This window comes from Mycobacterium sp. 1164966.3, from assembly GCF_001665395.1.
GTDB lineage: Bacteria > Actinomycetota > Actinomycetes > Mycobacteriales > Mycobacteriaceae > Mycobacterium.
Genome location: NZ_LZSG01000015.1, coordinates 24,613 through 49,130, shown reverse-complemented (window position 1 = coordinate 49,130; position 24,518 = coordinate 24,613). Strand labels below are relative to the sequence as shown.

Genomic DNA, 24,518 nt, shown 5'->3' with positions numbered 1-24,518 from the left:
TGTCCGGTCAAGCATTTTGGCGCATTTCCATACCATCTCGTGATCAAATTTCTGCGTTTCTGTCACGGTTGGCCTTCGGCGTGTCTAGTGCGACTGCTCACAATTGCCTTCAGCCGCAGTCACAATCGTCTCTACAGTCACTGCATTACCACTAATATCAGCCCGTTACAGAGTTCGCATCACGATGGCCGAATTCGGCCGACCCGGATGGCATTTTCGCCGGGCAGTACTGTCAAACGACGTGAAGGTCACCGTTCTGGTCGGTGGGGTTGGCGGCGCCCGCTTCCTGCTTGGCGCGCAGCAGCTGCTCGGTCTGGGTCAGTTCGCCTCAACCGGGGAACCGGACACCGGGCACGAGCTGACCGCCGTCGTCAACATCGGCGACGACGCCTGGATCCACGGGCTGCGCATCTGCCCGGACCTGGACACCTGCATGTACACCCTCGGCGGCGGTGTCGACCCGCAGCGCGGCTGGGGTCACCGTGACGAAACTTGGCACGCTAAACAGGAACTGGTGCGCTACGGTGTGCAGCCCGATTGGTTCGAACTCGGTGACCGCGACTTGGCCACCCACCTAGTACGCACCCAGATGCTGAACGCCGGCTATCCGCTGTCCCAGATCACCGCGGCGCTGTGCGACCGCTGGCAGCCCGACGCACGGCTGCTACCCGCCAGCGACGACCGGTGCGAGACACATGTAGTGATTACCGATCCGGCCGACGGCAACCGGCGGGCGATCCACTTCCAGGAATGGTGGGTGCGTTACCGCGCCCAAGTCCCCACCCACAGCTTCGCTTTCATCGGCGCCGAAAAGGCAAGCGCCGCAACCGAAGCCACCGCGGCCATCGAGGATGCCGACATCGTGTTGCTGGCGCCGTCGAACCCGGTGGTCAGCATCGGCGCCATCCTGGTCGTCCCCGGTATCCGCGGAGCGCTGCGGGCGACCACCGCGCCTGTTGTCGGCTACTCGCCGATCATCGGAGGAAAGCCGTTGCGCGGCATGGCCGATGCATGCCTGAAAGTGATCGGGGTGGAGTCGACCGCCCAGGCGGTCGGGCGGCACTACGGTGCGCGCGCCAGCACCGGGATATTGGACGGCTGGCTGGTGCACGACGGCCCAGCCGACTCCGGCACCGAAATCGAGGGGGTCGCGGTGGGCTCGGTACCGCTGCTGATGACCGACCCGAAAGCAACCGCGCAAATGGTAAGCGCCGGGCTGGAACTCGCGGGCGTGGCGTGACCGAACACGGCACCGGTTCCACCGTCGAGATCCTGCCCGTCACCGGGCTTCCCGAATTCCGTCCCGGCGACGACCTGTCGGCCGCCATCGCGGCGGCGGCGCCCTGGCTGCGCGACGGCGACGTCGTCGTAGTCACCAGCAAGGTGGTGTCCAAGTGCGAGGGCCGGCTGGTGCCGGCGCCCGAGGATCCGGATAGCCGAGACGAATTGCGCCGCAAGCTGGTCGACGACGAGGCGGTGCGCGTGCTGGCGCGCAAGGGCCGGACCCTGATCACCGAGAACCGGCTCGGGCTGGTTCAGGCCGCCGCCGGAGTGGACGGATCCAACGTCGGGCGCGACGAACTCGCGCTGCTGCCCGTCAACCCGGACGCCAGTGCCGCCGGGTTGCGCGCCGAGCTGCGCGAGCGCCTCGGCGTCACCGTCGGCGTGGTCATCACCGACACGATGGGCCGCGCCTGGCGCAACGGCCAGACCGACGCCGCCGTCGGCTCGGCCGGTCTGGCTGTGCTGCACAACTATTCGGGTTCGGTCGACCGGCACGGCAACGAATTGGTGGTCACCGAGATCGCGGTCGTCGACGAGGTCGCCGCGGCGGCCGATCTGGTCAAGGGCAAGTTGACCGCGCTGCCGGTGGCCGTGGTACGCGGACTGCCCGGCCATGTGGTGACCGACGACGGCTCGACGGCCCGGCAGTTGCTGCGGCCCGGCCCCGAAGACCTGTTCTGGCTCGGCACCGCCGAGGCTCTCGAGATGGGCCGGCAGCAGGCGCAGCTGCTGCGCCGGTCGGTGCGCCGGTTCAGCGACCAGCCGGTGCCCCAGGAGCTGATCGAGGCCGCTGTCGCGGAGGCCCTGACCGCTCCAGCGCCGCACCACACCCGGCCGGTGCGGTTTGTCTGGCTGCGCACCCCGTCCACCCGGACTCGGCTGCTGGACCGCATGAAAGACAAGTGGCGTTCCGACCTCGCCGGCGACGGGCGGCCCGCCGACTCGGTGGAACGACGGGTCGCGCGCGGCCAGATCCTCTACGACGCGCCCGAGGTGGTCATCCCGTTCCTGGTGCCCGAGGGCGCACACGCCTACCCCGATGCCGCCCGCACCGACGCCGAGCACACCATGTTCACCGTCGCGGTCGGAGCGGCCGTGCAAGCACTGCTGGTGGCGCTGGCGGTGCGTGAAGTGGGCAGCTGCTGGATTGGCTCGACGATCTTCGCCGCCGACCTGGTTCGTGCCGAGCTTCAGCTGCCGGGCGACTGGGAGCCGCTGGGTGCCGTCGCGATCGGTTACCCCGAAGAGCCCGCCGGATTGCGCGACCCGGCGCCCCTAGCAGACCTGCTGATCTACAAGTAAGGCGATACTTGACCCCATGTTCGCGGGCAAGGCGGCGGCGTCCGCTGACAAGATCCGCGGCGGCTACTACACCCCCGCGCCGGTCGCCCGGTTCCTGGCCCACTGGGTACGACAGGCCGGTCCGCGAATCCTAGAGCCGTCCTGCGGCGACGGGGCAGTCCTTCGTGAGCTGGCCGCTTTGAGCGGCGAAGTCCGCGGCGTGGAACTGGTCTCGGGTGAGGCCGCGAAGGCGCGGTCCTTTGCTCCGGTCGACGTCGCGAACCTCTTCGCCTGGTTGCGCGACGCCGGCGCCGGCAGCTGGGACGGGGTCGCGGGCAATCCGCCCTACATCCGGTTCGGCAACTGGCCGTCGGAGCATCGCGAGCCGGCCCTGGAGCTGATGCGCAGCGTCGGGCTCAAGCCGACGAGGCTGACCAACGCCTGGGTCCCGTTCGTCGTCGCGAGCACGATGCTGGTGCGCGACGGCGGCCGGGTGGGCCTGGTGCTGCCCGCGGAGTTGCTCCAGGTCGGCTATGCCGCACAGTTGCGCGACTTTCTGGTCAGTCGCTTCGCCGAGATCACGCTGCTTACCTTTCAACGGCTGGTGTTCGACGGCATCCTGCAGGAAGTGGTGCTGTTCTGCGGTGTCGGCGGGCCCGGACCCGCGCAGATCCGCACGGTCGGCCTCGACGATGCCGATGCCCTCCCGCACGCGGACCTGAACGTCGCCCGGGCTCCGGCCCTGCTGCACGAGAAGGAGAAGTGGACCAAGTATTTCCTGCGCCCCGCCCAGATCGAGGTATTGCGGACACTCAAGGCGTCCGGCGCCATGACGCGGCTGGGCGACACGGCCGAGGTGGACGTCGGCATTGTGACGGGCCGCAACAGCTTCTTCACGTTCACCGATGCGCAGGCCCGCACGCTCGGCCTGACCGCACATTGCGTACCGCTCGTCTCGCGCAGCGCCCAACTGAACGGCCTCGTCTACGACGCGGACTGCCGCACCGGCGATGTCGCCGTCAATCATCGGACCTGGCTGCTCGACGCGCCGCACCATCCGACCGACCCGGCACTCGTCGCGCACATCCGCGCAGGCGAGGCCGCCGGTGTGCACCGCGGCTACAAATGCTCGATCCGCAAGCCCTGGTGGAGCACGCCGTCGTTGTGGATTCCGGACCTGTTCCTGCTGCGCCAGATCCACTTGGCGCCCCGCCTGACCGTCAACGCCACCGCGGCAACCTGCACTGACACCGTCCACCGGGTCAGGATCAGCCGGGAAGTCCATCCGGCCGCACTTGCCACCGTTTTCCACAACAGCGCGACGTTCGCCTTCGCCGAGATCATGGGCCGCAGCTACGGCGGCGGCATCTTGGAACTGGAACCCGCCGAGGCCGAGCAGCTGCCCATTCCCCCGCCGGCCTATGCCAGTGCCGAACTGGCCCAGGACGTGGATCTGCTGCTGAAGGCCGGTGAAACCGAGAAGGCGCTCGACCTGGTGGACGCCCGGGTGCTCGTCGAGGGGCTGGGCTTGTCGCGTGACGTCGTGGCCCAGTGCCGGTCGGCATGGGAGGCGCTGCGGGATCGCCGGACCAGGCGGGGATCGCGGTGAGCGTTCGGGAGTCCACGATCGCAGTTCTGCGGGATTGGCAGGCGCCCGACCCGGCGCAGGACTCGTTGCGGCAGGCCGTGCTGGCGTTCGTGCTGGCCCGCGACGACGCCTGCCTTCGCGAATGCGTGCCGGGCCACATCACTGCTTCGGCGCTGGTCCTGGACGACACCGGCGCTCAGGTGTTGCTGACCCTGCATCCGCGCCTGGGTCGCTGGGTGCAGCTGGGCGGGCATTGCGAGGAGGACGACGACGACATCGTCGCCGCGGCACTGCGCGAGGCCGCCGAGGAATCCGGGGTGGCTAATCTGCGCATCGCGCCCGGGCTCGTCGCCATTCATGTCCACCCGGTCACGTGCTCGCTCGGCGTACCGACCCGCCATCTGGACTTGCAGTTCGTCGCCCAGGCGCCGGCCGATGCGCAGATCGCGCTCAGTGACGAGTCCGACGACCTGCGGTGGTGGCCGGCCGATGCCCTACCGCCCGGCACGGATCACGCGCTGCGGTATCTCGTGCAGCGGGCGACGAGATCGACGTCAGCGCGGAAAAGTGCGAGTGGGGATCACGCTAACGTCAACCTGGACGATAACCGCGACGCATGAGCGCTTGATTCACCCGTCTGACCACATCGTCTGGCCGGTGTTCGGCGACAACGCGGATCAAGCCTCACCCCCAGCGTCGATCTCGGCCGCGGAGGCTCAGACGTCGGACGAGTACCGGATGCCGCCGTCGGGGATGGAGACACCGGGCCACACCCGGGCGCCGCGCAGCAGCTCACAACGGGCACCGATGTCGGCGCCGTCGCCGATCACGCCGTCGCGGATCAGCGCCCGCGGACCGATGCGGACGCCGAAGCCGATGATCGAGCGCTCGATCACGCTGCCCGCCTCGACCTTTGCGCCGTCGAAGATCACCGCGCCGTCCAGCCGGACGCCGGGGCCGATCTCGGCGCCGCGCCCGACCACGGTCCCGCCGATCAGCACCGCACCGGGAGCCACCGCCGCGCCGTCGTGCACCCACTGCTCGCCGCGATGGCCGCTCAGGGCCGGTGATGGCGCGATCCCGCGCACCAGATCCGCCGACCCGCGCACGAAGTCTTCCGGTGTGCCCATGTCGCGCCAGTAGCTGGCGTCGACGTAACCGCAGATCGTGATGTGTATGTCGGAGAGCAGCATCGGGAACACCTCGCGCTCCACCGACACCTCTCGCCCGCGCGGTATCCGGTCGATGATGTGGCGCTTGAAGACGTAGCAGCCGGCGTTGATCTGATCGGTCGGCGGGTCCTGTGTCTTCTCCAGAAATGCGGTGACGCGGCCGTCCGCGGTGGGCACACAGCCGAACGCCCGCGGGTCGCCCACCCGCACCAGGTGCAGGGTGACGTCGGCCTGTTCGGTCCGGTGGAACTCCAGCAGCTCGCCCAAGTCGGCGCCGGAGAGCACGTCTCCGTTAAACACCATCACGGTGTCGTGCCGCAGCTTGTCGGCGACGTTGGCGATGCCGCCGCCGGTGCCCAGCGGCTGCTCCTCGGTCACGTAGTCGATCTGCAGGCCCAGCTTCGACCCGTCGCCGAACTCGGCCTCGAACACCGCGGCCTTATATGACGTGCTGAGGATCACGTGCTCGATGCCGGCCGCCGCGATCCGCGACAACAAATGGGTGAGGAAAGGGATGCCAGCAGTGGGCAGCATCGGCTTGGGCGCCGACAGCGTCAACGGTCGCAGCCGGGTGCCCTTGCCGCCGACCAGCACCACCGCGTCGACTTCGGCGGCCGCCACCGACATAGTCAACTCAGTGCCGCCCTTCGCCGAGCTTGAGCAACCTGCGACGCGAACTGCGCACCATCAACCGGGAGCGCACCGCCAGAGACCCCCGCAACACCCACCGCAAAGGCGCCCGCCACCAGCCAGGATGCCGATCGGCCAGGAAAATGTAGGTGCTCTTGTGGTGTGCCGTCAGGTGGCTTGCCGGGTCGCGGCCGGTGGAGTGGCCCTTGTGATGCAGCACTTCCGCGGACGGCACGTACACACTCAGCCAGCCGGCTCTGCCGAGCCGGTCGCCGAGGTCGACGTCCTCCATGTACATGAAGTAGCGCTCGTCGAAACCGCCGACCTCGGTGAAGGCGGAGCGGCGCACCAGCAGGCACGATCCCGACAGCCAGCCGACCACGCGTTCGCTGGGCTCGAGCCGCTCCTGGCGGTAGGCCGCCGTCCAGGGATTGCCCGGCCAGACCGGCCCGAGCAGCGCGTGCATGCCGCCCCGGATCAAGCTCGGCAGGTGGCGCGCGGACGGGTACACCGACCCGTCGGGGTCGCGGATCAGCGGTCCGAGCGCCCCTGCCCCCGGCCAGCGGGCGGCCGCGTCCAGCAGGGCGTCGATGCTGCCCGGTCCCCACTGCACGTCGGGGTTGGCCACGATCACCCACTCTGGGCCACCGGGGTCGCTGCCGAGCCTGGCGATGGCGCGATTCGCGGCGGTTCCGTACCCGAGGTTGCCCCCGGTCTCGAACAGCCGCACGTTGTCGTAGCGCTCGATCGCGGCCTGCGGTGTCCCATCGGTGGACCCGTTGTCGGCCATCACTACGCTCACCGGACGCTCGGTGGCCAGCGACAACGAAGCCAGGAACCGCTCCAGATGGGGTCCCGGCGAGTAGGTCACCGTCACGACCGGCAGCACGTCAGTCACGCGTAGAGGGTAGCGGTCGTTCGGCGAAGGCGTGGCTGGGACTTGCTGCCAGTGCAGCGATAAGGGCACTGCGCCAGGGTCTTAACGGAGTCAGGCCCGCCTCGGCGGATTGCCGGCTGCCCAGCGCGGAGTAGTACGGGCGGGGTGCGGGCCGCGGGAATTGCGCGGTGCTGACCGGCCGCACCCGCTGCGGATCGGCGCCGCATTCTTCGAACACTGCGCGGGTCTGCTCGAATCGGGATACCGCGCCCTGGTTGGCGGCGTGCAGGATGGGCCCCCGCGCGCGACCGTCTGCCACCTCGAGCAGCGCGTCGGCCAGGTCGGCGACATAGGTCGGTGAGCCGATCTGGTCGTCGACCACGTCCACCGGCCCGTCACCGGCGGCCAGCCGGCGCATCACGGCGACGAAGTCCTTGCCGGTGCCGCCGGTGTAGAGCCACGCGGTCCGCACCACGATCGCATCCGGCAGCGCTGCCAGCACCGCCTTTTCGCCGGCGAGCTTGCTGCACGCATACACGCCCTGCGGCGCGGTGTCGTCGCTCGGCTCATACGGATGTGGGTCGACGCCCGACGGCAGCGCGCCGAACACGAAGTCGGTGGAGATGTGAATCAGGCGCGCCCCGGCGCGTGCGCAGGCCCGCGCGATGTGTTCGGGGGCTTCGGCATTGACCGCGAAGGCGCCGGCTTCGTCGCTCTCGGCGGCGTCGACGTTGGTGTAGGCCGCGCAATTGACCACCACGTCGCCACGCTGGACGAAACGCTGCGCCGCGCCCGCGTCGGTCACGTCCCACTGCGACGACGTCAGCGCCACCACATCGCGGCTCTGGTCAGCAGCCCGTGCCGCCAAACGGCTGCCCAGCTGTCCGCCGGCGCCGGTGATCACGAGCCTTTCTGACATGTATTCGAGTCTGGCACGCCGGGGGTTAGCTTCCCGCCATGCGGGTGTGTCGCAAGTAACCTATTGTGATGCCTGTGCAACGTGTGGTTCGTGTGGTTGCCACGGTGCTGACTGTTGCAGTCGTGCTCGGCACCGGCGTCGCGTGGAGCAATGTTCAGTCGTTCCAGGACGGCATCTTCCACATGACGGCGCCCTCGTTGGGAAAGGGCGGCGACGACGGAGCGATCGACATCCTGCTGGTCGGGCTGGACAGCCGCACGGACGCGCACGGCAACGCACTGTCCCAAGAGGAACTGGCGACGCTGCGGGCCGGTGACGAGGAAGCCACCAACACCGACACCATCATCCTGATCCGGATACCGAACAACGGCAGGTCGGCCACCGCGATCTCGATTCCGCGTGACTCCTACGTGCAGACCCCCGGGTTGGGCAAGACCAAGATCAACGGCGTCTACGGCCAGACCAGGGAGATCAAGCGGACCCGCCTGGTCCAAGCTGGCGCGTCCGCCAACGAAGCCGCCGCGCAGGGCACCGAGGCGGGCCGCGAGGCCCTGATCAAGACGGTCGCCGATCTGACGGGCGTCACGGTCGACCACTACGCCGAGATCGGGCTGCTGGGTTTCGCGTTGATCACCGACGCGCTCGGCGGCGTCGACGTGTGCCTTAAAGAGGCTGTGTACGAACCGCTTTCGGGCGCCGACTTTCCGGCCGGACGGCAGAAGCTGAACGGGCCGCAGGCGCTCAGCTTCGTCCGCCAGCGCCATGAGCTGCCGCGCGGCGACCTGGACCGGGTGGTGCGTCAGCAGGCGGTGATGGCCTCGCTGGCGCACCGGGTCATCTCCGGCAAGACGTTGTCCAGCCCGGCCACGCTGAAACGGCTGGAGGCCGCCGTGCAGCGTTCGGTGGTGCTGTCGTCGGGCTGGGACATCATGGACTTCATGCAGCAGCTGCAGAAGCTGGCCGGCGGCAACGTCGCCTTCGCCACCATCCCGGTGCTCGACGGCTCCGGCTGGAGCGACGACGGCATGCAGAGCGTGGTGCGGATCGACCCGCGCCAGGTCCAGCAGTGGGTCGACGGCCTGCTGCACGAGCAGTCTCAGGGCAAGACTGAGCAGCTCGCGTACACGCCCGCCAAGACCACCGCCAACGTCGTCAACGACACCGACATCAACGGATTGGCCGCCGCGGTCTCGGACGTGTTGAGCGCCAAGGGATTCGCCACCGGCTCCGTCGGCAACAACGACGGCGGGCATGTGAAGAACAGCCAGGTGCGTGCCGCCAAGCCCGACGACGTGGGCGCCCAGGAGGTCGCCAAGGAACTGGGCGGGTTGCCGGTGGTGGCCGATGCGTCGGTACCGGCCGGATCGGTTCGGGTGGTACTGGCCAACGACTACACCGGCCCCGGCTCGGGACTTTCCGGCGCGGTCACGCCGCCGCGCACGGCTGGCGGCGGCTCCCCCGACGGCGCTGCTCCCTCGCCGTCGCCGATCCTCACCGCGGGCTCCGACAAGCCGGAATGCATCAACTGAGCACGCTGAGCGGGGCGATCCTGGAGCCGCTGCTGCAGGCCGACCCGGTCGGCCCGCGCATCACCTATTACGACGATGCCAGCGGCGAACGGATCGAACTGTCCACGGTGACGCTGGCCAACTGGGCCGCCAAGACCGGCAACCTGCTGCGCGACGAGCTGGGCGCCGGCCCGGCCAGCCGAGTGGCGGTGTTGCTGCCGGCGCACTGGCAGACGGCGGCGGTGCTGTTCGGGGTGTGGTGGATCGGCGCCGAGGTGGTGCTCGACGGCCCAGTAGACCCTGCCGATATAGCCCTGTGCACCATGGAACGGCTGGACGATGCCGACGCGGCGGTGGCCGGCGGGGAGGTGGCCGTGCTGTCGCTGGACCCGTTCGGACAGCCTGTTCCCGACCTGCCGATCGGCGTCACCGACTACGCGACTTCGGTGCGGGTGCACGGCGACCAGATTGTGCCCGAACCACAACCCGGCCCGGCCCTGGCCGGCCAGTCCGCCGCCCAGCTACTGGCCTCGTGTGCCCAATCCGCGGCGATGCAAGGCCTGAAGTCGACTGATCGCGTGCTCTCGGCCGCGACGTGGGAAAGGCCCGAGCTGCTGGTCGACGGCCTGCTGGCGATCCTCTCCGTTGGCGCATCGCTGGTGCAGGTCGCCAACCCCGACCCGGCGCTGCAGCCACGCCGGATCGAGAGCGAGAAAGTCACCCGCGTTCTGTAGAACGGCGGTGGATCGCGGCAGACCTACGTCCCGAACGAGATTTCGAGCAGGCTCTTCTTCTGCTCGGTGTAATCCTGCTCGCTCAGCAGTCCAGCGGCGTGCTGGGCGGCGATGTCGCGGATCGCGGCGGCGACGCCGGTCATGACGGTCCGCGGCGCGGGCACTACCTCGACGTCCTCGGCCGGCGCATCCTCGGTGCGGCCGGTGAGCCACGCCGCCCCGCCGTTCTTCTGAACGTCCGCGGCAGCCGGCGGGCCGGCCATCGCCTGTCCGGCCATTGCGCCAATTCCCATCTGGTTCCACGAGTTTGCCATGTCGAATTCTGCTGCCGGCACCGCCGCCGCGTTCACGCCCGACAGCGGTGTGGTAAGTGCGGTCGGGCGTACTTCGGTTGCGGCAGTGGCGATTTGGGTCCAGTTTGGCGGCACCGCCAATACCCCGACTCTGTTCGCCCCGCCGAAGGCCGCTGACATCGCCGGCCCAGGAAGACCGCCAGGGGGCGGGTTCGAAAGGGGCGCCACAAACGGCTCCACTGGTGCCGGTCCGGTATCCGGAAAGGCTTCCTCCCCGTTCCAGCCGCTGAAAGTCTCATCGTCAGCGACTGCCGAAGCAGTGGTGAACACGGCGATAGGAAAATCCACGACCGTAGCCAGCACATCTGCCGGGAGGATCCCAAAAAGGGTCGTTGCGTCGCTTGGTCCAATGATAAGGAGCGCGGCCAGGCTGGCCAAGAAGCCGAGCTGCTCGCCCTGGGCCGGCGCCGCCATCGCGGACAACGCCTGCGGCACAACCGATATGGCATCCTGCACATTGCTTGCGAAGGTGCCGATTTGGCTGACCGCGACGGCTTGGCTGGCCGTACCGCCCGGATCGGTGTTTTGGTGCGCAGGGGTGAACGGGGTCAGCACGACCGCGGCTGCTGACGAAGCTGCGTAGTTGTACATCGCCAGGGCGTCCTGCGCCCACATCTCGGTGTAGAGCGCCTCGGTCGCCGCGATCGCCGGCGTGTTCTGTCCCAAAAAGTTCGTCGCCACCAGCACCGCCAGCAGGACGCGGTTGGCGGCGATCTCCGGTGGCGGCACCGTCGATGCGAACGCCGCCTCGTAAGCGGCGGCCGCCGCCCATGCTTGGGCGGCGGTCCCCTCGGCTTGCGCGGCGGTGGCGCTCAGCCATTCCACATACGACCCGGCCGCTGCGCTCATCGCCGCGGACGACGGACCCGACCAAGCCCCTTCGGTAAGTTCCGACACCACCGACTGATATCCGGAGATCGCTGTAGACAGCTCGTCGGCCACGCTTTCCCAGGCCTGCGCGGCGGCTAGCATCGGCCCTTGACCCGGACCGGTATACATCCGGCCGGAGTTGATCTCCGGCGGATAGATCCCGAAATCCACTGCTGCGCATACCTCTTCTCGATGACTGTCGTATTCGCCCGACGGACGGTTCAGCGACCCAGCAGGCGGTTCTTCTGCTCGGTGTATTCCTCGTCGCTCAAAATCCCCTCGTCGCGGAGCTTGGTGAATTCACGCAGCTCGGCCGCGACTCCGGTCACCACGGCCCGAGGCTTGTCGTTGGGCACCTCGACGTTTTCGCCCGGTGCCGCATTGTCACTGGCGGTCGCCGCAGCTCGGGCGCGCGCCGGCCCAGGTGTTTGCTTGACCGCCTTGCCGCCACGCCGGCCGACGGTTCCGGCTATGGCTTGTCCGGCCATGCCCGCCAGCGCCGTCTGGCTGAGCGTGCTGCCCACGCCGGCTCCCGCCGCGGGGACGGCGGTTTCACTCAGCGCCGGCAGGGTGTACGCGACGGGGCGCACCGCCGGGGTTGCGACGGTCCACGCCGGTGGCACGGATAACGCCCCGACGGTGTTCGCCTCACCCAGACCGACGGACGCCCTCGGCGGCGGCAGCGTGCCCGCCGGCAAGTTGAGCAGCGGCGCCGGGAACGGCTTCACCGGTGCCGGCTCGGTGCTTGGGAAGGGCTCCACTCCCTCCCAGCCGCTGAGGATCTCGTCGGAGTGAATACCCGCCAGGGTGCCGTAGATGGTCACCCCAAACCCCATTACCCCGATCACATTGGCAGGCACGCCGATACCAAAGGTAGCGATGCCTGCTGATACGCCGAAGAAAAGGGTGGACAGATCGGCCACCAGGCTCAGCAACTCCAATTCGGTCAGGGTGGCCGCCGGGGCCGCCGCGGCCGCGCTCTGCAGGGCGCTGGGCACCGCGGAGAATGCCTGCTGGACCCTGCTCTCCGCGGTCCCGGCGATGCCGGTGGCAGGGACGGCGGCGGCTTGGTTGGCCAGGCCCTCCGGGTTAGTGGTCTGCGGGGGCGGGTTGAACGGCGTCAGCGCCGTCGCCGAGGCTGACGAGGCTGCGTAGCCGTACATCGCCGCCACGTCCTGGGCCCACATCTCCGCGTACTGCGCTTCGGTGGCCGCGATCGCCTGGGTGTTTATTCCGAACACATTGGTCGCGATCAGGGTCATCAGCTGACTGCGGTTGGCCGCCACCATCGGCGGCGGAACCGTCGCCGAAAATGCGGTTTGATAGGCAGCCGCCGCGGATCTGGCCTGAGCGCCGGTTTCTTCGGCCTGTGCGGCGGTGACTCGCAACCACGCCGCATACGGCGCGGCCGCAGAGCTCATCGACGCCGACGACGGCCCCAACCAGGGACCAGCGGTCAATCCCGATACCACCGCCAGGTACGAACTCGCCGCCGAATGCAGCCCGGCGGCAAGCGCATCCCACGCCGCGGCGGCGGCCAACCACGGCCCTGCCCCTGGGCCAGCAAACATACGGGCCGAGTTGACCTCCGGCGGATAGCTCCCGAAATCCATAGCTCTGTTGCTCCTCGAGGCACCGAAGAAACTCACGGTACATCGCGGGCCCACATCGTGCCCGCCGACGCGGTCAGCACATATCTCGCACAAATCTTTGCCGGCCAATGCGGTCAGGCGGCCGTCGAGCGCATGGGCCTCCGTGGTGAACAGACTCCGCACTGCGTGCCCGCAACGGTCCCGGCTACACGACTAGCAACCCATATTGATATCGCAATATGAAGATGTTAACGTCGTCGAACATCAGCTGACGAAGGAGAGGTTCGAGCGATGGCGGTGTACGGGCTCTTCGGCAAGGCGGCATCGACGGTGGTCACCGGGCTGGCCGGGGTGACGGCCTACGAGCTGTTGCGCAAGGGGCTGGCCAAGGCGCCGCTGCACGAGACGGCGGTATCGGCGGCAGCGCTAGGGCTGCGCGGGACCCGCAGAGCCGAGGAAGCCGCCGAATCGGCGCGGCTCAAAATCGCCGATGTGATGGCCGAGGCCCGCGAGCGCATCGGCGAGGAAGCACCTACTCCCGCCGTCGGCGACGTCCATCAGCACGAGCACTAGCATGGCCCTCGCGCTTGTCGAAGAGGTCACGGAACCCGAAGACCCTGCTCTGCAAGTGATTTCGGACGCGGCCGGACGCATGCGGGTCCAGGTGGCGTGGGTGCGCTCCGATCCTCGGCGGGCCGTGGCGGTCGAAGAGGCGGTAGCCAAGGAGAACGGTGTCCGCGTAGTGCACGCGTACCCGCGCACCGGGTCCGTCGTCGTCTGGTACTCGCCGACGCGTTGCGACCGCGCTGCGGTGCTGGCGTCCATCAGCGGGGCCGCGCACGTCGCCGCGGAGCTCATCCCCGCCCGTGCGCCGCACTCGTCGGAGATCCGCAACGCCGACGTGCTGCGCATGGTCATCGGCGGCGCCGCGCTGGCCTTGCTCGGCGTCCGCCGCTACGTGTTCGCGCGCCCGCCGCTGCTGGGGCCCAGCGGTCGGCTGGTCGCCACCGGGGTCACCATCTTCACCGGCTACCCGTTCCTGCGTGGCGCACTGCGCTCGCTGCGCTCAGGTAGGGCCGGCACCGACGCGCTGGTGTCGGCAGCCACCGTGGCCAGCCTCATCCTGCGCGAGAACGTCGTCGCGCTCACCGTGCTGTGGCTGCTCAACATCGGCGAGTACCTGCAGGACCTGACCCTGCGGCGGACCCGGCGAGCCATTTCCGAGCTGCTGCGCGGCAACCAGGACACCGCCTGGATCCGGTTGGCCGACGGCACCGAGATACAAGTCCCGATGGATACCGTCCAGATCGGCGACGAGGTAGTGGTGCACGACCACGTCGCGATCCCGGTCGACGGCGAGGTGCTCGACGGCGAGGCGATCGTCAACCAGTCGGCCATCACCGGGGAGAACCTGCCGGTGTCGGTGACGGCCGGAACACACGTGCACGCCGGTTCCGTCGTCGAGCGCGGGCGCCTGGTGGTGCGCGCCCGCGCCGTCGGCAAGCAAACCACCATCGGTCGCATCATCACCAGAGTCGAAGAGGCGCAACATGATCGGGCGCCGATTCAGACCGTCGGCGAGAACTTCTCCCGACGGTTCGTGCCGACGTCGTTCATCGTCTCGGCCATCACCATGCTGATCACCGGCGACGTCCGGCGCGCGATGACGATGCTGCTGATCGCCTGTCCCTGCGCGGTGGGCTTGTCCACTCCGACCGCGATCAGCGCCGCGATCGGCAACGGTGCCCGCCGCGGCATCCTGATCAAGGGCGGATCGCATCTGGAACAGGCGGGCCGGTTCGATGCGATCGTCTTCGACAAGACCGGAACGCTAACCGTTGGCCGGCCGGTGGTCACCAATATCGTTGCCATGCATAAGGATTGGGAACCCGAGCAGGTGCTGGCCTATGCGGCCAGCTCGGAGATCCACTCGCGGCACCCGCTGGCCGAGGCGGTGATCCGCTCGACCGAGGAACGCCACATCAGCATCCCGCCGCACGAGGAGTGCGAGGTGCTGGTCGGCCTGGGCATGCGGACCTGGGCCGACGGCCGGACCCTGCTGCTGGGCAGCCCGGGGCTGCTGCGTTCGGAAAAGGTGCGGGTGTCCAAGAAGGCGTCGGAGTGGGTGGACAAGCTGCGGCGCCAGGCCGAGACGCCGCTGCTGCTCGCGGTGGACGGCAAGCTGGTGGGCCTGATCAGCCTGCGCGACGAGGTGCGGCCCGAGGCAACCGATGTCCTGAAGGAGTTGCGCGCCAATGGCGTTCGCCGGATCGTCATGCTCACCGGGGACCACCCGGAGATCGCAGAGGTGGTCGCGCGGGAGTTGGGCATCGACGAATGGCGCGCCGAGGTGATGCCCGAGGACAAGCTCGAGGTGGTGCGCCAGCTGCAGAACGACGGCTACGTCGTCGGGATGGTCGGCGACGGCATCAACGACGCCCCTGCGCTGGCGGCCGCCGACATCGGGATCGCCATGGGCCTGGCCGGCACCGATGTCGCCGTCGAGACGGCCGACGTGGCGCTGGCCAACGACGATTTGCACCGCCTGCTGGATGTGCGGGACCTGGGCGCGCGGGCGGTCGACGTGATCCGGGAGAACTACGGGATGTCGATCGCGGTCAACGCCGCGGGACTGCTGATCGGCGCGGGCGGGGCGCTGTCACCGGTGCTCGCGGCGATCCTGCACAACGCCTCATCGGTGGCGGTGGTGGTCAACAGCTCCCGGCTGATCCGCTACCGCCTGGACTGAGTCTGGCGAGCAGACACAATCCTTCAGCAGCCGCAATCCATGCCGCGCCAGGCGCGGATGCCCGACCAGATCGCGATTCCCGCGATGACGAGTCCGATCGCCGGGTCCACCCACCAGGCACCGGACCAGGTGGCGGTGATCGCCAGACCGATCAGCACCCCGGCGGCCTGGGCAGCACAGAGGTAGTTCTGTGTACCTTCGCCCTTGGTCGCCCCGGAACTCAGTCGCGCGCCCAGTCGGTGCTTGACCCAGCCCAATGTCGGCATCAGGACCAGAGCCAACGCCGTCAGTCCGATACCGATCAGCGAGGTCTCGGCGTGCTTGCCCTCGGCCAAGTGGTGGATCGACTCGGCGGCGATGTAGGGCGCGGTCAACCAGAACGACACCGCGACCCCGCGCTGGGCCCGCCGCTCGGACTTGTCGCAGTGAGTGCGTGAGCCGCTGAAGCGCCAGATCACCATCGCGCTGGCCAGCCCCTCTGGCGCGCTGCCCAGGGCCCACCCGGTCAGCGCGACCGACCCGACCGCCAGGCCCTGCCACAGCCCGATCGCGCCCTCGGACAGCATCACCACCAGGCTCACCCACGCCAGCCGCCGCGCCCACCGTGCGCTGCGCTGCCATCCGGCGTCGCGGGTGTCCGGCACTTGCGACGCGGATCCGTCGCAGCAGGAGTCGACGCCGGTAGTGCCGAACGAGTCGGAAGTAGTGACCGGCCGCATCTCACGATGCTAAAGGCAAGGCTGGGCGGGTCGCTGTAAAGCTGGCGAGCGTCGGCGGCGGGCGTGTCGTTAATCTGTCTAACCAGTACGACGTGACGGATGGAGAAACGACGCCGATGGCACGCACCGACAACGACACCTGGGACCTCGCGACCAGCGTGGGAGCCACCGCCACCATGGTGGCGGCCGGACGCGCCCGCGCCACCAGGGCGGGATTGATCGACGACCCGTTCGCCGAGCCGCTGGTGCGCGCGGTCGGCGTCGACTTCTTCAGCCGGTGGGCCCGCGGGGAACTCGACTCCGCTGTGGTCGACGTTCCCGGTGCGCCGTGGGGCATGCAACGCATGACCGACCTGCTCGCCGCGCGCACCCGCTACATCGACGCGTTCTTCGCCAAAGCGACCTCGTCGGGGATCCGCCAGGTGGTCATCTTGGCCTCCGGCCTGGACGCGCGCGGACACCGGCTGAAATGGCCGACCGGCACGACGGTGTTCGAGATCGATCAGCCCCAAGTCATCGAGTTCAAGGCTGCGACCATTGCGGGCCTGGGCGCCGAGCCAACAGCGGACATCCGTGCCGTCCCCATCGACCTGCGGCACGACTGGCCGTCGGCACTGTGCCGGGCCGGCTTCGACGCCGAGCGGCCCGCCGCCTGGGCCGCCGAGGGCCTACTGGGCTTTTTGCCGCCGGATGCCCAGGACCGGTTGCTGGACAACGTCACCGCGCTCAGTGCCGACGGCAGTCGGCTGGTGGCCGAGATCTTCATCAATTCCGGTGCCAATCTGGCGGCGTTGAATGCCGCCGGTCAGCGGTGGCGCGAACACGGTCTAGACGTCGTGATGGAGAACCTCGGCTTCCCCGGCGATCGCAACGACGTCGCCGACTACCTGGACGGCCGTGGTTGGGAAACGGAGCGAACCTCGCTCAACAAACTGTTGGCCGACAACGGATTACCGGTGCACCCCGCCGGGGCTGAGCCCGATGCGCCGTTCGTCCGTAACTACTACTGCACCGCGGTACTGCACAAGGGAAAGGCCGGCCGGTGACCAACTCGCCAAACAGCAGCCCCGCCAAGCCGCTTGACGGGTTTCGGGTTCTGGATTTCACCCAGAACGTCGCCGGACCGCTGGCCGGGCAGGTGCTGGCCGACCTGGGGGCCGAAGTCGTCAAGATCGAGGCGCCCGGCGGCGAGGCGGCACGCCACATCACCGCCGTCCTGCCCGGGCGCCCGCCGCTGGCCACGTACTTCCTGCCCAACAACCGGGGCAAGAAGTCGGTGACGCTGGACCTGACCGACGAGCACGCCAAGCAGCAGGTGCTGCGGCTGGCCGACACCGCTGACGTGGTGCTGGAAGGGTTTCGCCCCGGGGTCATGGAGAAGATGGGCCTGGGTCCCGACGACCTGCGGTCACGCAATCCCAAGCTGATCTACGCCCGGCTGTCGGCCTTCGGCGGCAACGGTCCGCACAGCAGCAGGCCGGGCGTCGACCTGATGGTCGCCGCCGAGTCCGGCATGACCACGGGGATGCCCACGCCGGACGGCAAGCCGCAGATCATCCCCTTCCAGCTCGTCGACAACGCCAGCGGCCACGTCCTGGCCCAGGCGGTGCTGGCCGCGCTGCTCAACCGGGAGCGTCACGGGGTGGGCGACACCGTCCGGGTCGCGATGTACGACGTGGCGGTAGGGCTGCAGGCCAACCAGCTGACCATCCACCTGAACCGCCCGGCAGACACTCCGAAGCCGGACCACCCCGCGAAAACCAAGCGACGCAAGGGCGTCGGATTCGCCACCCAGCCGTCCGACGCCTACCGGGCCGCCGACGGCTACCTCGTGCTGTCCGCATATGTGCCCAAGCACTGGGCGAAGCTGTGCGAGATCATCGGCCGGCCTGACCTGCTCGAAGACGAGCGATTCATCGACCAGCGCGCCCGGGCCCTCAACTACCCCGAGTTGACCGAGGAACTCGAGACCGCCCTGGCCGCCAAGACCGCTGCCGAATGGGTCGAGCTGCTCCACGAAGGCGGACTCATGGCCTGCCTGCCCTACACCTGGAAGCAGGTTGTCGATACCCCGCTGTTCGCCGAGAACGACCTCGCCCTGCAAGTCGGCAACGGGGACAGAGCGATCACGGTGATCCGCACGCCGGCGCGCTACTCCAGCTTCAGCGCCGTGGCAGCCCATCCCCCGCCGACGCTCGGCGAGCACAACGACACATTTCTCGCTAAGGACGGACGTTAACGGCAAATGTGCATTCTTTGAATTCTTTGAATTGCCGATGAATCCGCTTCTGATTCACCGCATTTGCAAAGTCGTCGACGAGGATTTCTACAGAATGCTTTAGGGGGCAGCATATTTGCTGCCCACAAATTTGGCCGATTCACGTCTATTGGCGAGCGCTCTTGACTGCAGCCGGCCACCTGACTGACCGGTTCGAGGAGTCAAACAATGACGACCGACGTCCAGAGTCAACCCGGGAAAACCGATACCAACCGGTTTGTAGGTGCGCTCAAGTCCGGCGCCTTCCTGCCCAACCTGCGGCACGACATACCGTCGTCGATCGTCGTCTTCCTTGTGGCGCTGCCCCTTTCGCTGGGGATCGCCATCGCCTCCGGGGCGCCGCTGATGGCGGGTCTGATCGCGGCGGTGGTCGGCGGCATCGTCGCGGGTTCCATCGGCGGCTCGCTGCTGCAGGTCAGTGGCCCGGCCGCCGGCCTGACTGTGGTGGTCGCCGGTCTGATCAGCGACTTCGGCTGGCAGATGACGTGCATCATCACCATGTGCGCCGGCGCGATCCAGATCCTGTTCGGCGTGGTGAAGGTGGCTCGCGCCGCACTCGGCGTTGCTCCGGTCGTGGTGCACGCCATGCTGGCCGGCATCGGCGTCACCATCGTTTTGCAGCAGGTCCATGTCCTGATGGGCGGCTCGTCACGCAGCTCGGCATGGAAGAACATCGAGGCACTGCCCAGCGGCATCCTGCACCACGAGCTGCACGAAGTGATTGTCGGCGGAATCGTCATCGCCATCCTGCTGCTGTGGCCCAAGCTGCCCGCCAAGGTCCGCTTCATTCCCGGCGCCCTGGTGGCCATCGTCGCCGCCACCGTGGTCGCCGAGGCGGCCGGGCTGGAAGGTGTGGACCGAATCAACCTTTCCGGCAACTTCTTCCACGCCATCGGCTTGCCGCAGCTACCCCCCACCACCCCCGGCGGAGTGCCATGGATCCACGAGATCGGTGCCGTCGCGTTGGGTGTTGTCACGGTTGCCCTGATCGCCAGCGTCGAATCGCTGCTGTCGGCGGTCGCCGTCGACAAGCTGCACAACGGCCCGCGCGCGAACTTCAACCGGGAGATGATCGGGCAGGGCAGCGCCAACATGGTGTCGGGGTTGCTCGGTGGCTTGCCGATCACCGGGGTCATCGTCCGCAGCTCCACCAACGTCGCCGCCGGTGCTCGCAGCCGGGCGTCGGCGATACTGCACGGCATCTGGATCCTGCTGTTCGCGTCGCTGCTGACCGATCTGGTGGAACTCATACCCAAGGCAGCGCTGGCCGGCCTGCTGATCGTCATCGGCATCCAGCTGGTCAAGCTTGCTCACATCAAACTCGCTTGGCGCACAGGCAATTTCGCCGTCTACGCCATCACCATCGGGTGCGTGATATTCCTGAACCTGCTCGAGGGTGTGGCGATTGGACTCGGCGTCGCGATCTTCATGCTGTTGACGCGGTTGGTACGGGCGCCCATCGAGGCCCGGCCGTACGGCGACAAGGAGTCCAAGAACTGGCGGATCGACATCGACGGCACCCTCAGCTTCCTGCTGCTGCCTCGCCTCACCACGGTGCTGTCCACGGTGCCGCCGGGGTCTCATGTGCGGCTCACGCTCAACGCCGACTACATCGACGAGGCGGTCTCCGAGGCCATTTCCGATTGGCGTTTGGCGCACGAGGCGACGGGCGGGGCCGTCGTCATCGTCGAGACGTCACCGGCGACGCTGCACCACGCACACACCAGCCGGCCCAAGCGGCATTACCGCCGCCCGCCGGCCGAGGCCGTTTCGCGCAACGGACACCACGGCGACCACGGGGCCGAGGGCCAGTCGATTCTCGACGGCGTCGACGCCTACCACCGCAACGGTCGCGGAGAGCTATACCCGCGACTTGCCGAACTGACCGAAGCAGCGACACCGAGTGCGGTGTTCCTCACCTGCGCCGACTCGCGAGTCTTGCCCGACATCATCACCGCCAGTGGGCCCGGGGACCTGTATATCGTCCGCAACGTCGGCAACCTGGTACCCACCGATGCCAACGACCGATCGGTCGATGCCGTGCTCGACATCGCGTTCAACCAGTTCGGTGTGACTTCCGTTGTGGTGTGCGGACATTCGTCGTGCCGGGCGATGGAGGTCCTGCATTCCGGGCTTAGTGGCACCGTTGACCACACTGCGGTCGGTCAGTGGCTCGAACACGGTCGTGACAGTCTCGACGCGTTCCGGGACGGTCATCCGGCGCGTGTGAGGGCGGAATCCGACGGCCTGCGCGAGGCCGACCAGCTGGCCATCGTGAACGTAACCGTGCAGATGGAAAAGCTGGCCCACAACCCGATCTTGGCCGACGCCAGGGCCGCCGGCACGTTGAAGGTCTATGGCATGTTCTTCGACATCTCGACGGCGCGCGTCTACGAGGTGAATCAGCAGGGCCTCGTGCGGCCCGTCGAGCCTGCCGCCTTGACCTAGCTCAGCTTTGCGGCAGCCGCACGACCTGAAGGAAGAACTCGTCGATTTGCCGCACGGCGCTGATGAACTGGTCGAGGTCGACCGGCTTGGTGACGTAGGCGTTGGCGTGCAGTTGGTAGCTCCGCAGAATGTCCTCTTCGGCCGAGGAGGTGGTGAGCACGACCACCGGGATGCGCGACAGGTCCGGGTCGGACTTGATCTTCTCGAGCAGTTGCCGGCCGTCGTATTTCGGCAGGTTCAAGTCGAGCAGGATGAGGTCGGGTCGCGGCGCGTCCTGATATTCGCCGCGCCGGTAAAGGTAGTTCAGCCCCTCCTCGCCGTCATGCGCGACGTGCAGACGATTGCTGAGCTTGTTGTGCTCGAACGCTTCCCGGGTGATGAGCTCGTCGCCCGGGTCGTCTTCGACGAGCAGAATTTCGATTGGTCTGCCGTCCGGATTCATTCTGGTGCTCCTTCCCCATGGCCCGCCGAGACGGCGGAGTGTAGTGCGTCCGTGCCGGCCACCGACGGCTCGGCGTCCGGCTCGGCACCGGACTCTGCGGTGCACAACGTGAACTCGAACCGCGTCCCGTCGGTGTACGACGTGTCGATGCCGATGGTGCCGCCGTGGTGCTCGACGATCTTCTTGCACAGCGCCAGGCCCAAACCGGTTCCGCCGTACACGTCGCGGCCGTGCAGGCGCTGGAAGATCAAAAAGACCTTGTCGGTGAACTCCGGTGCGATGCCGATACCGTTGTCGGTGACGGTGACCACGATGTCGTCGGTGCGCTGTCGGCACTCGATGACGACGTGGGGCGAACGATCTTCCCGGCGGAACTTGACTGCGTTGCCAATCAGGTTCTGCCACAACATCGTCAGCAGCATCGGGTCTCCGGTGATCTGCGGCAGCCCATGCTCGGGCCGCACGATCTGCGCGTCGGATTCCTCTATCGCGGTGGCCAGATTGGCCAGCGCGGCATCCAGCGCGTCGTCGAGGTCCACCTGCGCGCTCATCGTCCCTAGCCGGCCGACCCGCGAGAAGCTGAGTAGGTCGTTGATGAGCACCTGCATGCGTTTGGCGCCGTCGACCGCGTAGCCGATGTATTCCGAGGCGCGGTCGTCGAGCTTGTCGCCGTAGCGCTTCTCCAGCAGCTGACAGAACGAGGTGACCTTCCGCAGCGGTTCCTGCAGATCGTGCGACGCCACATAGGCGAACTGTTCGAGCTCAGCGTTCGAACGCCGCAATTCTGCCGTCTGCTCGTCCAATTGCGCTGTCGCCGAACGTGATACCTCTAGGGCTTCGACGATGCGCTGTCTCATGTTCTCGACGTCGATCGCCATATCCCGGATGTCTTTCGGCCGCGGCGGCGGCGAGATGCGCTCACCGAAGTTGCCCTCGGTGATCCGTCGGCAGGCCGAAGCCAGGGCAGCCAACGGCAGCGTGACCGCGCGCCGGGTCAACACGCCCAACAGGGTGGCGGTGAGGCAGAACAGCAGCACCATGGCGCCCAACACGCTGTCACGCCAGTCGGCGATCTTGCGGGCCTGGCCGACGGCCTGCTGCTGCGCGTCGGCCAGATGCGTGTTCTGCGTATCGAAAAGCTGTCGCAGACGGTCAAATTGTGCCTTGCCGAGCTCCGCTGTCGCCCGGCTCACCACATTGGGTGCCGCGGGCGTCACGGCGGCGATGACGGGCTCGGCGTAGTCTTTGCGCCACTCGCGCGCGGCCCCCTCGATCGCATCCAGGTCGGCGAGCAGCTCGGCGCGCCCAGCCAGTCGTTGCCGAATGGCTTGGGCCGCAACCTGTTCGGCTTGCTGTCCGTCGTAGTAGGGGGTGAGGAACTGCCGATCGGCGGAGATCAGATAACCACGGGTGCCGGTTTCCTGGTCGCGCAATGCCGACTGCAGCTGGCCCGCTGCTATCCGCGCCGGCGAGATGCCGTCGGTCAGCCCGTGCGACACGTCGTCGGCGCGATGCAACAACACCGTCCCCACCGCCGCACCCGCGAGCACCAGCACACCCATGCTGAACAACACCAGGAACTGCCATTCGCGCACGGTGAGCTGCAGCTCCCGCAGGTTGAACTTGAGGCTCACTCGGCGGTCCGCTCCACCCGCACCACGGCTATGTCGTCGGTGAGCCCGCCGAGCGGCTGCGCCAGCTGCTGTGCGCCGTCGATCAGCGCGTCGACGAATGCCGGTCCCGGCAAGTTCGCATGCGTTCGGGCCAGCGCAAGCAGGCCGTCTTCGCCGAGCCGTTCGGTGCCCCGTCCCGAGTAGCCCTCGAAGAGTCCGTCGGTGAGCAGGACCAGCCCGTGGCCTGCGGGCAACACCAGCTCATGCTGCGGCCAGTCGTCGGCACGGAGACCCAGCGCCCGACCACCCGGCGGCACGATCCATTCGACGGTGCCAGGGGTGCCCGCGCCGTGCACCAACATCCCTGGGTGGCCGGCGCGGATGGCAGCGATCGGTTGATCGTCTACTCCTTCGGTACCTCCCGGAATATCCAGGTTGAGCACCGTCACGAAAATTCCCCTGCCCGCCCGCTCGGCATGCAGCACCCGCTCCAGCTGTGCCATCAGCTCAGCGCCGTGCACACCGGCCAGCGTGAGCGCACGCCAGGCGATCCGCAGCGCCGCGCCCAGGGCGGCCTCGTTGGGTCCGTGGCCCGCGACGTCACCGATCACGACGTGGACCGTCCGGTCCGGTGTCTGCACAACGTCGTAGAAGTCCCCGCACAGCAACGCGTCCTCGCGGCTTGGCCGGTACCTGGTGACGATCTCGACGCCCGAGTTCTCGTGCAGCAGTGGGGAAGGCAGCAGGCCGCGTTCCAGCAACGCGTTCTCGCGGGCCCGGAGTTGGCTCGCGCGCAGGTCGGCCGCGATCAGCTCGGCTCTCTTGCGTTCGATCGCATAGAGCAACGCACGCCGCAGAGCATCGGGCTCGACACGGCCCTTGACCAAGTAATCCTGCGCACCGGCGGCTACCGCGGAAGCGCCGAAGTATTCGTCGTTCAGTCCCGTCAGCACGACGATGGGGACGGTGTCGTCGTGCTTGGCGATGCGGTCCAGCGCCTCGATGCCATGGGCATCCGGCAAATGCAGGTCCAGGAGGACGCAGTCGGGCCGGGCGGCGGCGAGTTCGCGCTCGGCGTGTGCCATCGACTCGGCCCACACCACGCGGATATCGGCGACCGTGTCGGCGATCAGCTCTTCCACGAGCACTGCGTCGGCCCGATCGTCCTCGACCAACAACAACGAGAGCGACTGCCAGTTGGCCACCTGGGGCACTGGAGCTCGCGAGTGCATCAAGTCCCGGCCGCGCACGGGTGCTTCACCTCATACCCTCTCGGACACAGGTTGGACGCCAGCGGGTATGCCGAAAGGCCGGTACCTATGACCCTTGACTAACCCTCGACGTGTCTCGCCAGCCCGACTGGTGGTTGCCAATTACGCGGCCTTGGTCCTAAAGCCTCAGTGGATGGTATGCGGTGACGCCGGGCTTTTCTCGCCCTCCCCCAGAGTGTCGGGGCTTTCC

20 protein-coding genes are annotated in these 24,518 nt (G+C 67.9%); 11 read left to right on the top strand and 9 right to left on the bottom strand.

Annotated features, from left to right (window positions below; all coding sequences use genetic code 11):
- The first annotated feature begins 241 nt into the window (after positions 1-241).
- The 4 genes from cofD to A9W99_RS05725 are packed head-to-tail and all read left to right on the top strand — an operon-like array spanning position 242 to position 4,773.
- Positions 242-1,240 carry a 2-phospho-L-lactate transferase gene (gene cofD, locus A9W99_RS05740; protein WP_067374777.1) on the top strand — a complete coding sequence of 333 codons (999 nt, stop codon included), beginning with the start codon at positions 242-244 and terminating at the stop codon, positions 1,238-1,240.
- Positions 1,237-2,586 carry a coenzyme F420-0:L-glutamate ligase gene (locus tag A9W99_RS05735; RefSeq protein WP_067374701.1) on the top strand — a complete coding sequence of 450 codons (1,350 nt, stop codon included), beginning with the start codon at positions 1,237-1,239 and terminating at the stop codon, positions 2,584-2,586. The genes cofD and A9W99_RS05735 overlap by 4 nt, the downstream gene beginning before the upstream one ends.
- 16 nt (positions 2,587-2,602) lie before the next feature.
- A complete protein-coding gene (locus A9W99_RS05730) occupies positions 2,603-4,174 on the top strand; it encodes a class I SAM-dependent methyltransferase (protein ID WP_067374699.1) in 1,572 nt (523 codons plus the stop codon).
- Positions 4,171-4,773 (top strand): NUDIX hydrolase, encoded by a 603-nt coding sequence (locus A9W99_RS05725; protein WP_067374775.1) that lies wholly within the window; start codon positions 4,171-4,173, stop codon positions 4,771-4,773. The genes A9W99_RS05730 and A9W99_RS05725 overlap by 4 nt, the downstream gene beginning before the upstream one ends.
- A 96-nt stretch (positions 4,774-4,869) precedes the next feature.
- Here the strand turns inward: A9W99_RS05725 and A9W99_RS05720 are convergent, their stop codons facing one another.
- The 3 genes from A9W99_RS05720 to rfbD are packed head-to-tail and all read right to left on the bottom strand — an operon-like array spanning position 4,870 to position 7,751.
- Entirely contained in the window at positions 4,870-5,946 is a 1,077-nt protein-coding gene (locus A9W99_RS05720; RefSeq protein WP_156622962.1) for a sugar phosphate nucleotidyltransferase, read from the bottom strand.
- A gap of 13 nt (positions 5,947-5,959) precedes the next feature.
- Positions 5,960-6,853 (bottom strand): glycosyltransferase family 2 protein, encoded by an 894-nt coding sequence (locus A9W99_RS05715; protein WP_067374694.1) that lies wholly within the window; start codon positions 6,851-6,853, stop codon positions 5,960-5,962.
- Positions 6,846-7,751, bottom strand: a complete 906-nt coding sequence (rfbD, locus tag A9W99_RS05710; RefSeq protein ID WP_067374692.1) for a dTDP-4-dehydrorhamnose reductase — start codon at positions 7,749-7,751, stop codon at positions 6,846-6,848. The genes A9W99_RS05715 and rfbD overlap by 8 nt, the downstream gene beginning before the upstream one ends.
- A 65-nt stretch (positions 7,752-7,816) precedes the next feature.
- Here rfbD and A9W99_RS05705 point away from each other — a divergent pair, with 65 nt between their 5' ends.
- Together A9W99_RS05705 and A9W99_RS05700 are read left to right on the top strand one after the other, a co-directional pair.
- Positions 7,817-9,280 (top strand): LCP family protein, encoded by a 1,464-nt coding sequence (locus tag A9W99_RS05705; RefSeq protein WP_371514924.1) that lies wholly within the window; start codon positions 7,817-7,819, stop codon positions 9,278-9,280.
- On the top strand, positions 9,268-9,993 hold the full coding sequence (locus A9W99_RS05700) for a TIGR03089 family protein (protein WP_067374687.1): 726 nt from the start codon (positions 9,268-9,270) through the stop codon (positions 9,991-9,993). The genes A9W99_RS05705 and A9W99_RS05700 overlap by 13 nt, the downstream gene beginning before the upstream one ends.
- 23 nt (positions 9,994-10,016) lie before the next feature.
- On the opposite strand, the gene A9W99_RS27585 is transcribed toward A9W99_RS05700, so the two are convergent.
- The gene (locus tag A9W99_RS27585) at positions 10,017-11,387 is read right to left on the bottom strand and encodes a PPE family protein (RefSeq protein ID WP_067374685.1); all 1,371 of its coding nucleotides are present in this window, start codon (positions 11,385-11,387) and stop codon (positions 10,017-10,019) included.
- Positions 11,388-11,437: 50 nt separating this feature from the next.
- Positions 11,438-12,829, bottom strand: a complete 1,392-nt coding sequence (locus A9W99_RS05690; protein ID WP_067374683.1) for a PPE domain-containing protein — start codon at positions 12,827-12,829, stop codon at positions 11,438-11,440.
- A 270-nt stretch (positions 12,830-13,099) separates the two neighbouring features.
- On the opposite strand from A9W99_RS05690, the gene A9W99_RS05685 reads away from it, so the two are divergent.
- Positions 13,100-13,381 (top strand): DUF1490 family protein, encoded by a 282-nt coding sequence (locus A9W99_RS05685; protein WP_067374681.1) that lies wholly within the window; start codon positions 13,100-13,102, stop codon positions 13,379-13,381.
- Between the two features lies 1 nt (position 13,382).
- Positions 13,383-15,557, top strand: coding sequence for a manganese-exporting P-type ATPase CtpC (ctpC, locus tag A9W99_RS05680; protein ID WP_067374680.1), 2,175 nt, complete (start codon positions 13,383-13,385; stop codon positions 15,555-15,557).
- A gap of 23 nt (positions 15,558-15,580) precedes the next feature.
- Here the strand turns inward: ctpC and A9W99_RS05675 are convergent, their stop codons facing one another.
- Positions 15,581-16,276: a cation transporter gene (locus A9W99_RS05675; RefSeq protein ID WP_082929841.1), complete on the bottom strand. Its 696-nt coding sequence runs from the start codon at positions 16,274-16,276 to the stop codon at positions 15,581-15,583.
- A gap of 116 nt (positions 16,277-16,392) precedes the next feature.
- Between A9W99_RS05675 and A9W99_RS05670 the strand changes: the two genes are divergently transcribed.
- The 3 genes from A9W99_RS05670 (at position 16,393) to A9W99_RS05660 (ending at position 21,002) form a co-directional block, all read left to right on the top strand.
- Positions 16,393-17,322: a class I SAM-dependent methyltransferase gene (locus A9W99_RS05670; RefSeq protein ID WP_067374770.1), complete on the top strand. Its 930-nt coding sequence runs from the start codon at positions 16,393-16,395 to the stop codon at positions 17,320-17,322.
- Positions 17,319-18,515 (top strand): CoA transferase, encoded by a 1,197-nt coding sequence (locus A9W99_RS05665; protein WP_067374678.1) that lies wholly within the window; start codon positions 17,319-17,321, stop codon positions 18,513-18,515. The genes A9W99_RS05670 and A9W99_RS05665 overlap by 4 nt, the downstream gene beginning before the upstream one ends.
- A gap of 207 nt (positions 18,516-18,722) precedes the next feature.
- Positions 18,723-21,002, top strand: coding sequence for a bifunctional SulP family inorganic anion transporter/carbonic anhydrase (locus tag A9W99_RS05660; RefSeq protein WP_082929840.1), 2,280 nt, complete (start codon positions 18,723-18,725; stop codon positions 21,000-21,002).
- 1 nt (position 21,003) lies between these two features.
- Here the strand turns inward: A9W99_RS05660 and A9W99_RS05655 are convergent, their stop codons facing one another.
- From A9W99_RS05655 to A9W99_RS05645, 3 genes are all read right to left on the bottom strand, one after another.
- Positions 21,004-21,444: a response regulator gene (locus A9W99_RS05655; protein ID WP_067374676.1), complete on the bottom strand. Its 441-nt coding sequence runs from the start codon at positions 21,442-21,444 to the stop codon at positions 21,004-21,006.
- Entirely contained in the window at positions 21,441-23,006 is a 1,566-nt protein-coding gene (locus A9W99_RS05650) for a CHASE3 domain-containing protein (RefSeq protein WP_082929847.1), read from the bottom strand. Before A9W99_RS05650 ends, A9W99_RS05655 begins: the two co-directional genes overlap by 4 nt.
- 68 nt (positions 23,007-23,074) lie before the next feature.
- Positions 23,075-24,289 carry a PP2C family protein-serine/threonine phosphatase gene (locus A9W99_RS05645; RefSeq protein WP_067374766.1) on the bottom strand — a complete coding sequence of 405 codons (1,215 nt, stop codon included), beginning with the start codon at positions 24,287-24,289 and terminating at the stop codon, positions 23,075-23,077.
- Positions 24,290-24,518 lie beyond the last annotated feature (229 nt).

Coding starts and splice junctions, on each gene's coding strand:
- A9W99_RS05730 (WP_067374699.1), top strand. CDS start 2,603: ATGTTCGCGGGCAAGGCGGCGGCGTCCGCTGACAAGATCCGCGGCGGC.
- rfbD (WP_067374692.1), bottom strand. CDS start 7,751: ATGTCAGAAAGGCTCGTGATCACCGGCGCCGGCGGACAGCTGGGCAGC.
- A9W99_RS05700 (WP_067374687.1), top strand. CDS start 9,268: ATGCATCAACTGAGCACGCTGAGCGGGGCGATCCTGGAGCCGCTGCTG.
- A9W99_RS05690 (WP_067374683.1), bottom strand. CDS start 12,829: ATGGATTTCGGGAGCTATCCGCCGGAGGTCAACTCGGCCCGTATGTTT.
- A9W99_RS05685 (WP_067374681.1), top strand. CDS start 13,100: ATGGCGGTGTACGGGCTCTTCGGCAAGGCGGCATCGACGGTGGTCACC.
- ctpC (WP_067374680.1), top strand. CDS start 13,383: ATGGCCCTCGCGCTTGTCGAAGAGGTCACGGAACCCGAAGACCCTGCT.
- A9W99_RS05675 (WP_082929841.1), bottom strand. CDS start 16,276: ATGCGGCCGGTCACTACTTCCGACTCGTTCGGCACTACCGGCGTCGAC.
- A9W99_RS05670 (WP_067374770.1), top strand. CDS start 16,393: ATGGCACGCACCGACAACGACACCTGGGACCTCGCGACCAGCGTGGGA.
- A9W99_RS05660 (WP_082929840.1), top strand. CDS start 18,723: ATGACGACCGACGTCCAGAGTCAACCCGGGAAAACCGATACCAACCGG.
- A9W99_RS05655 (WP_067374676.1), bottom strand. CDS start 21,444: ATGAATCCGGACGGCAGACCAATCGAAATTCTGCTCGTCGAAGACGAC.
- A9W99_RS05650 (WP_082929847.1), bottom strand. CDS start 23,006: ATGGGTGTGCTGGTGCTCGCGGGTGCGGCGGTGGGGACGGTGTTGTTG.
- A9W99_RS05645 (WP_067374766.1), bottom strand. CDS start 24,289: ATGCACTCGCGAGCTCCAGTGCCCCAGGTGGCCAACTGGCAGTCGCTC.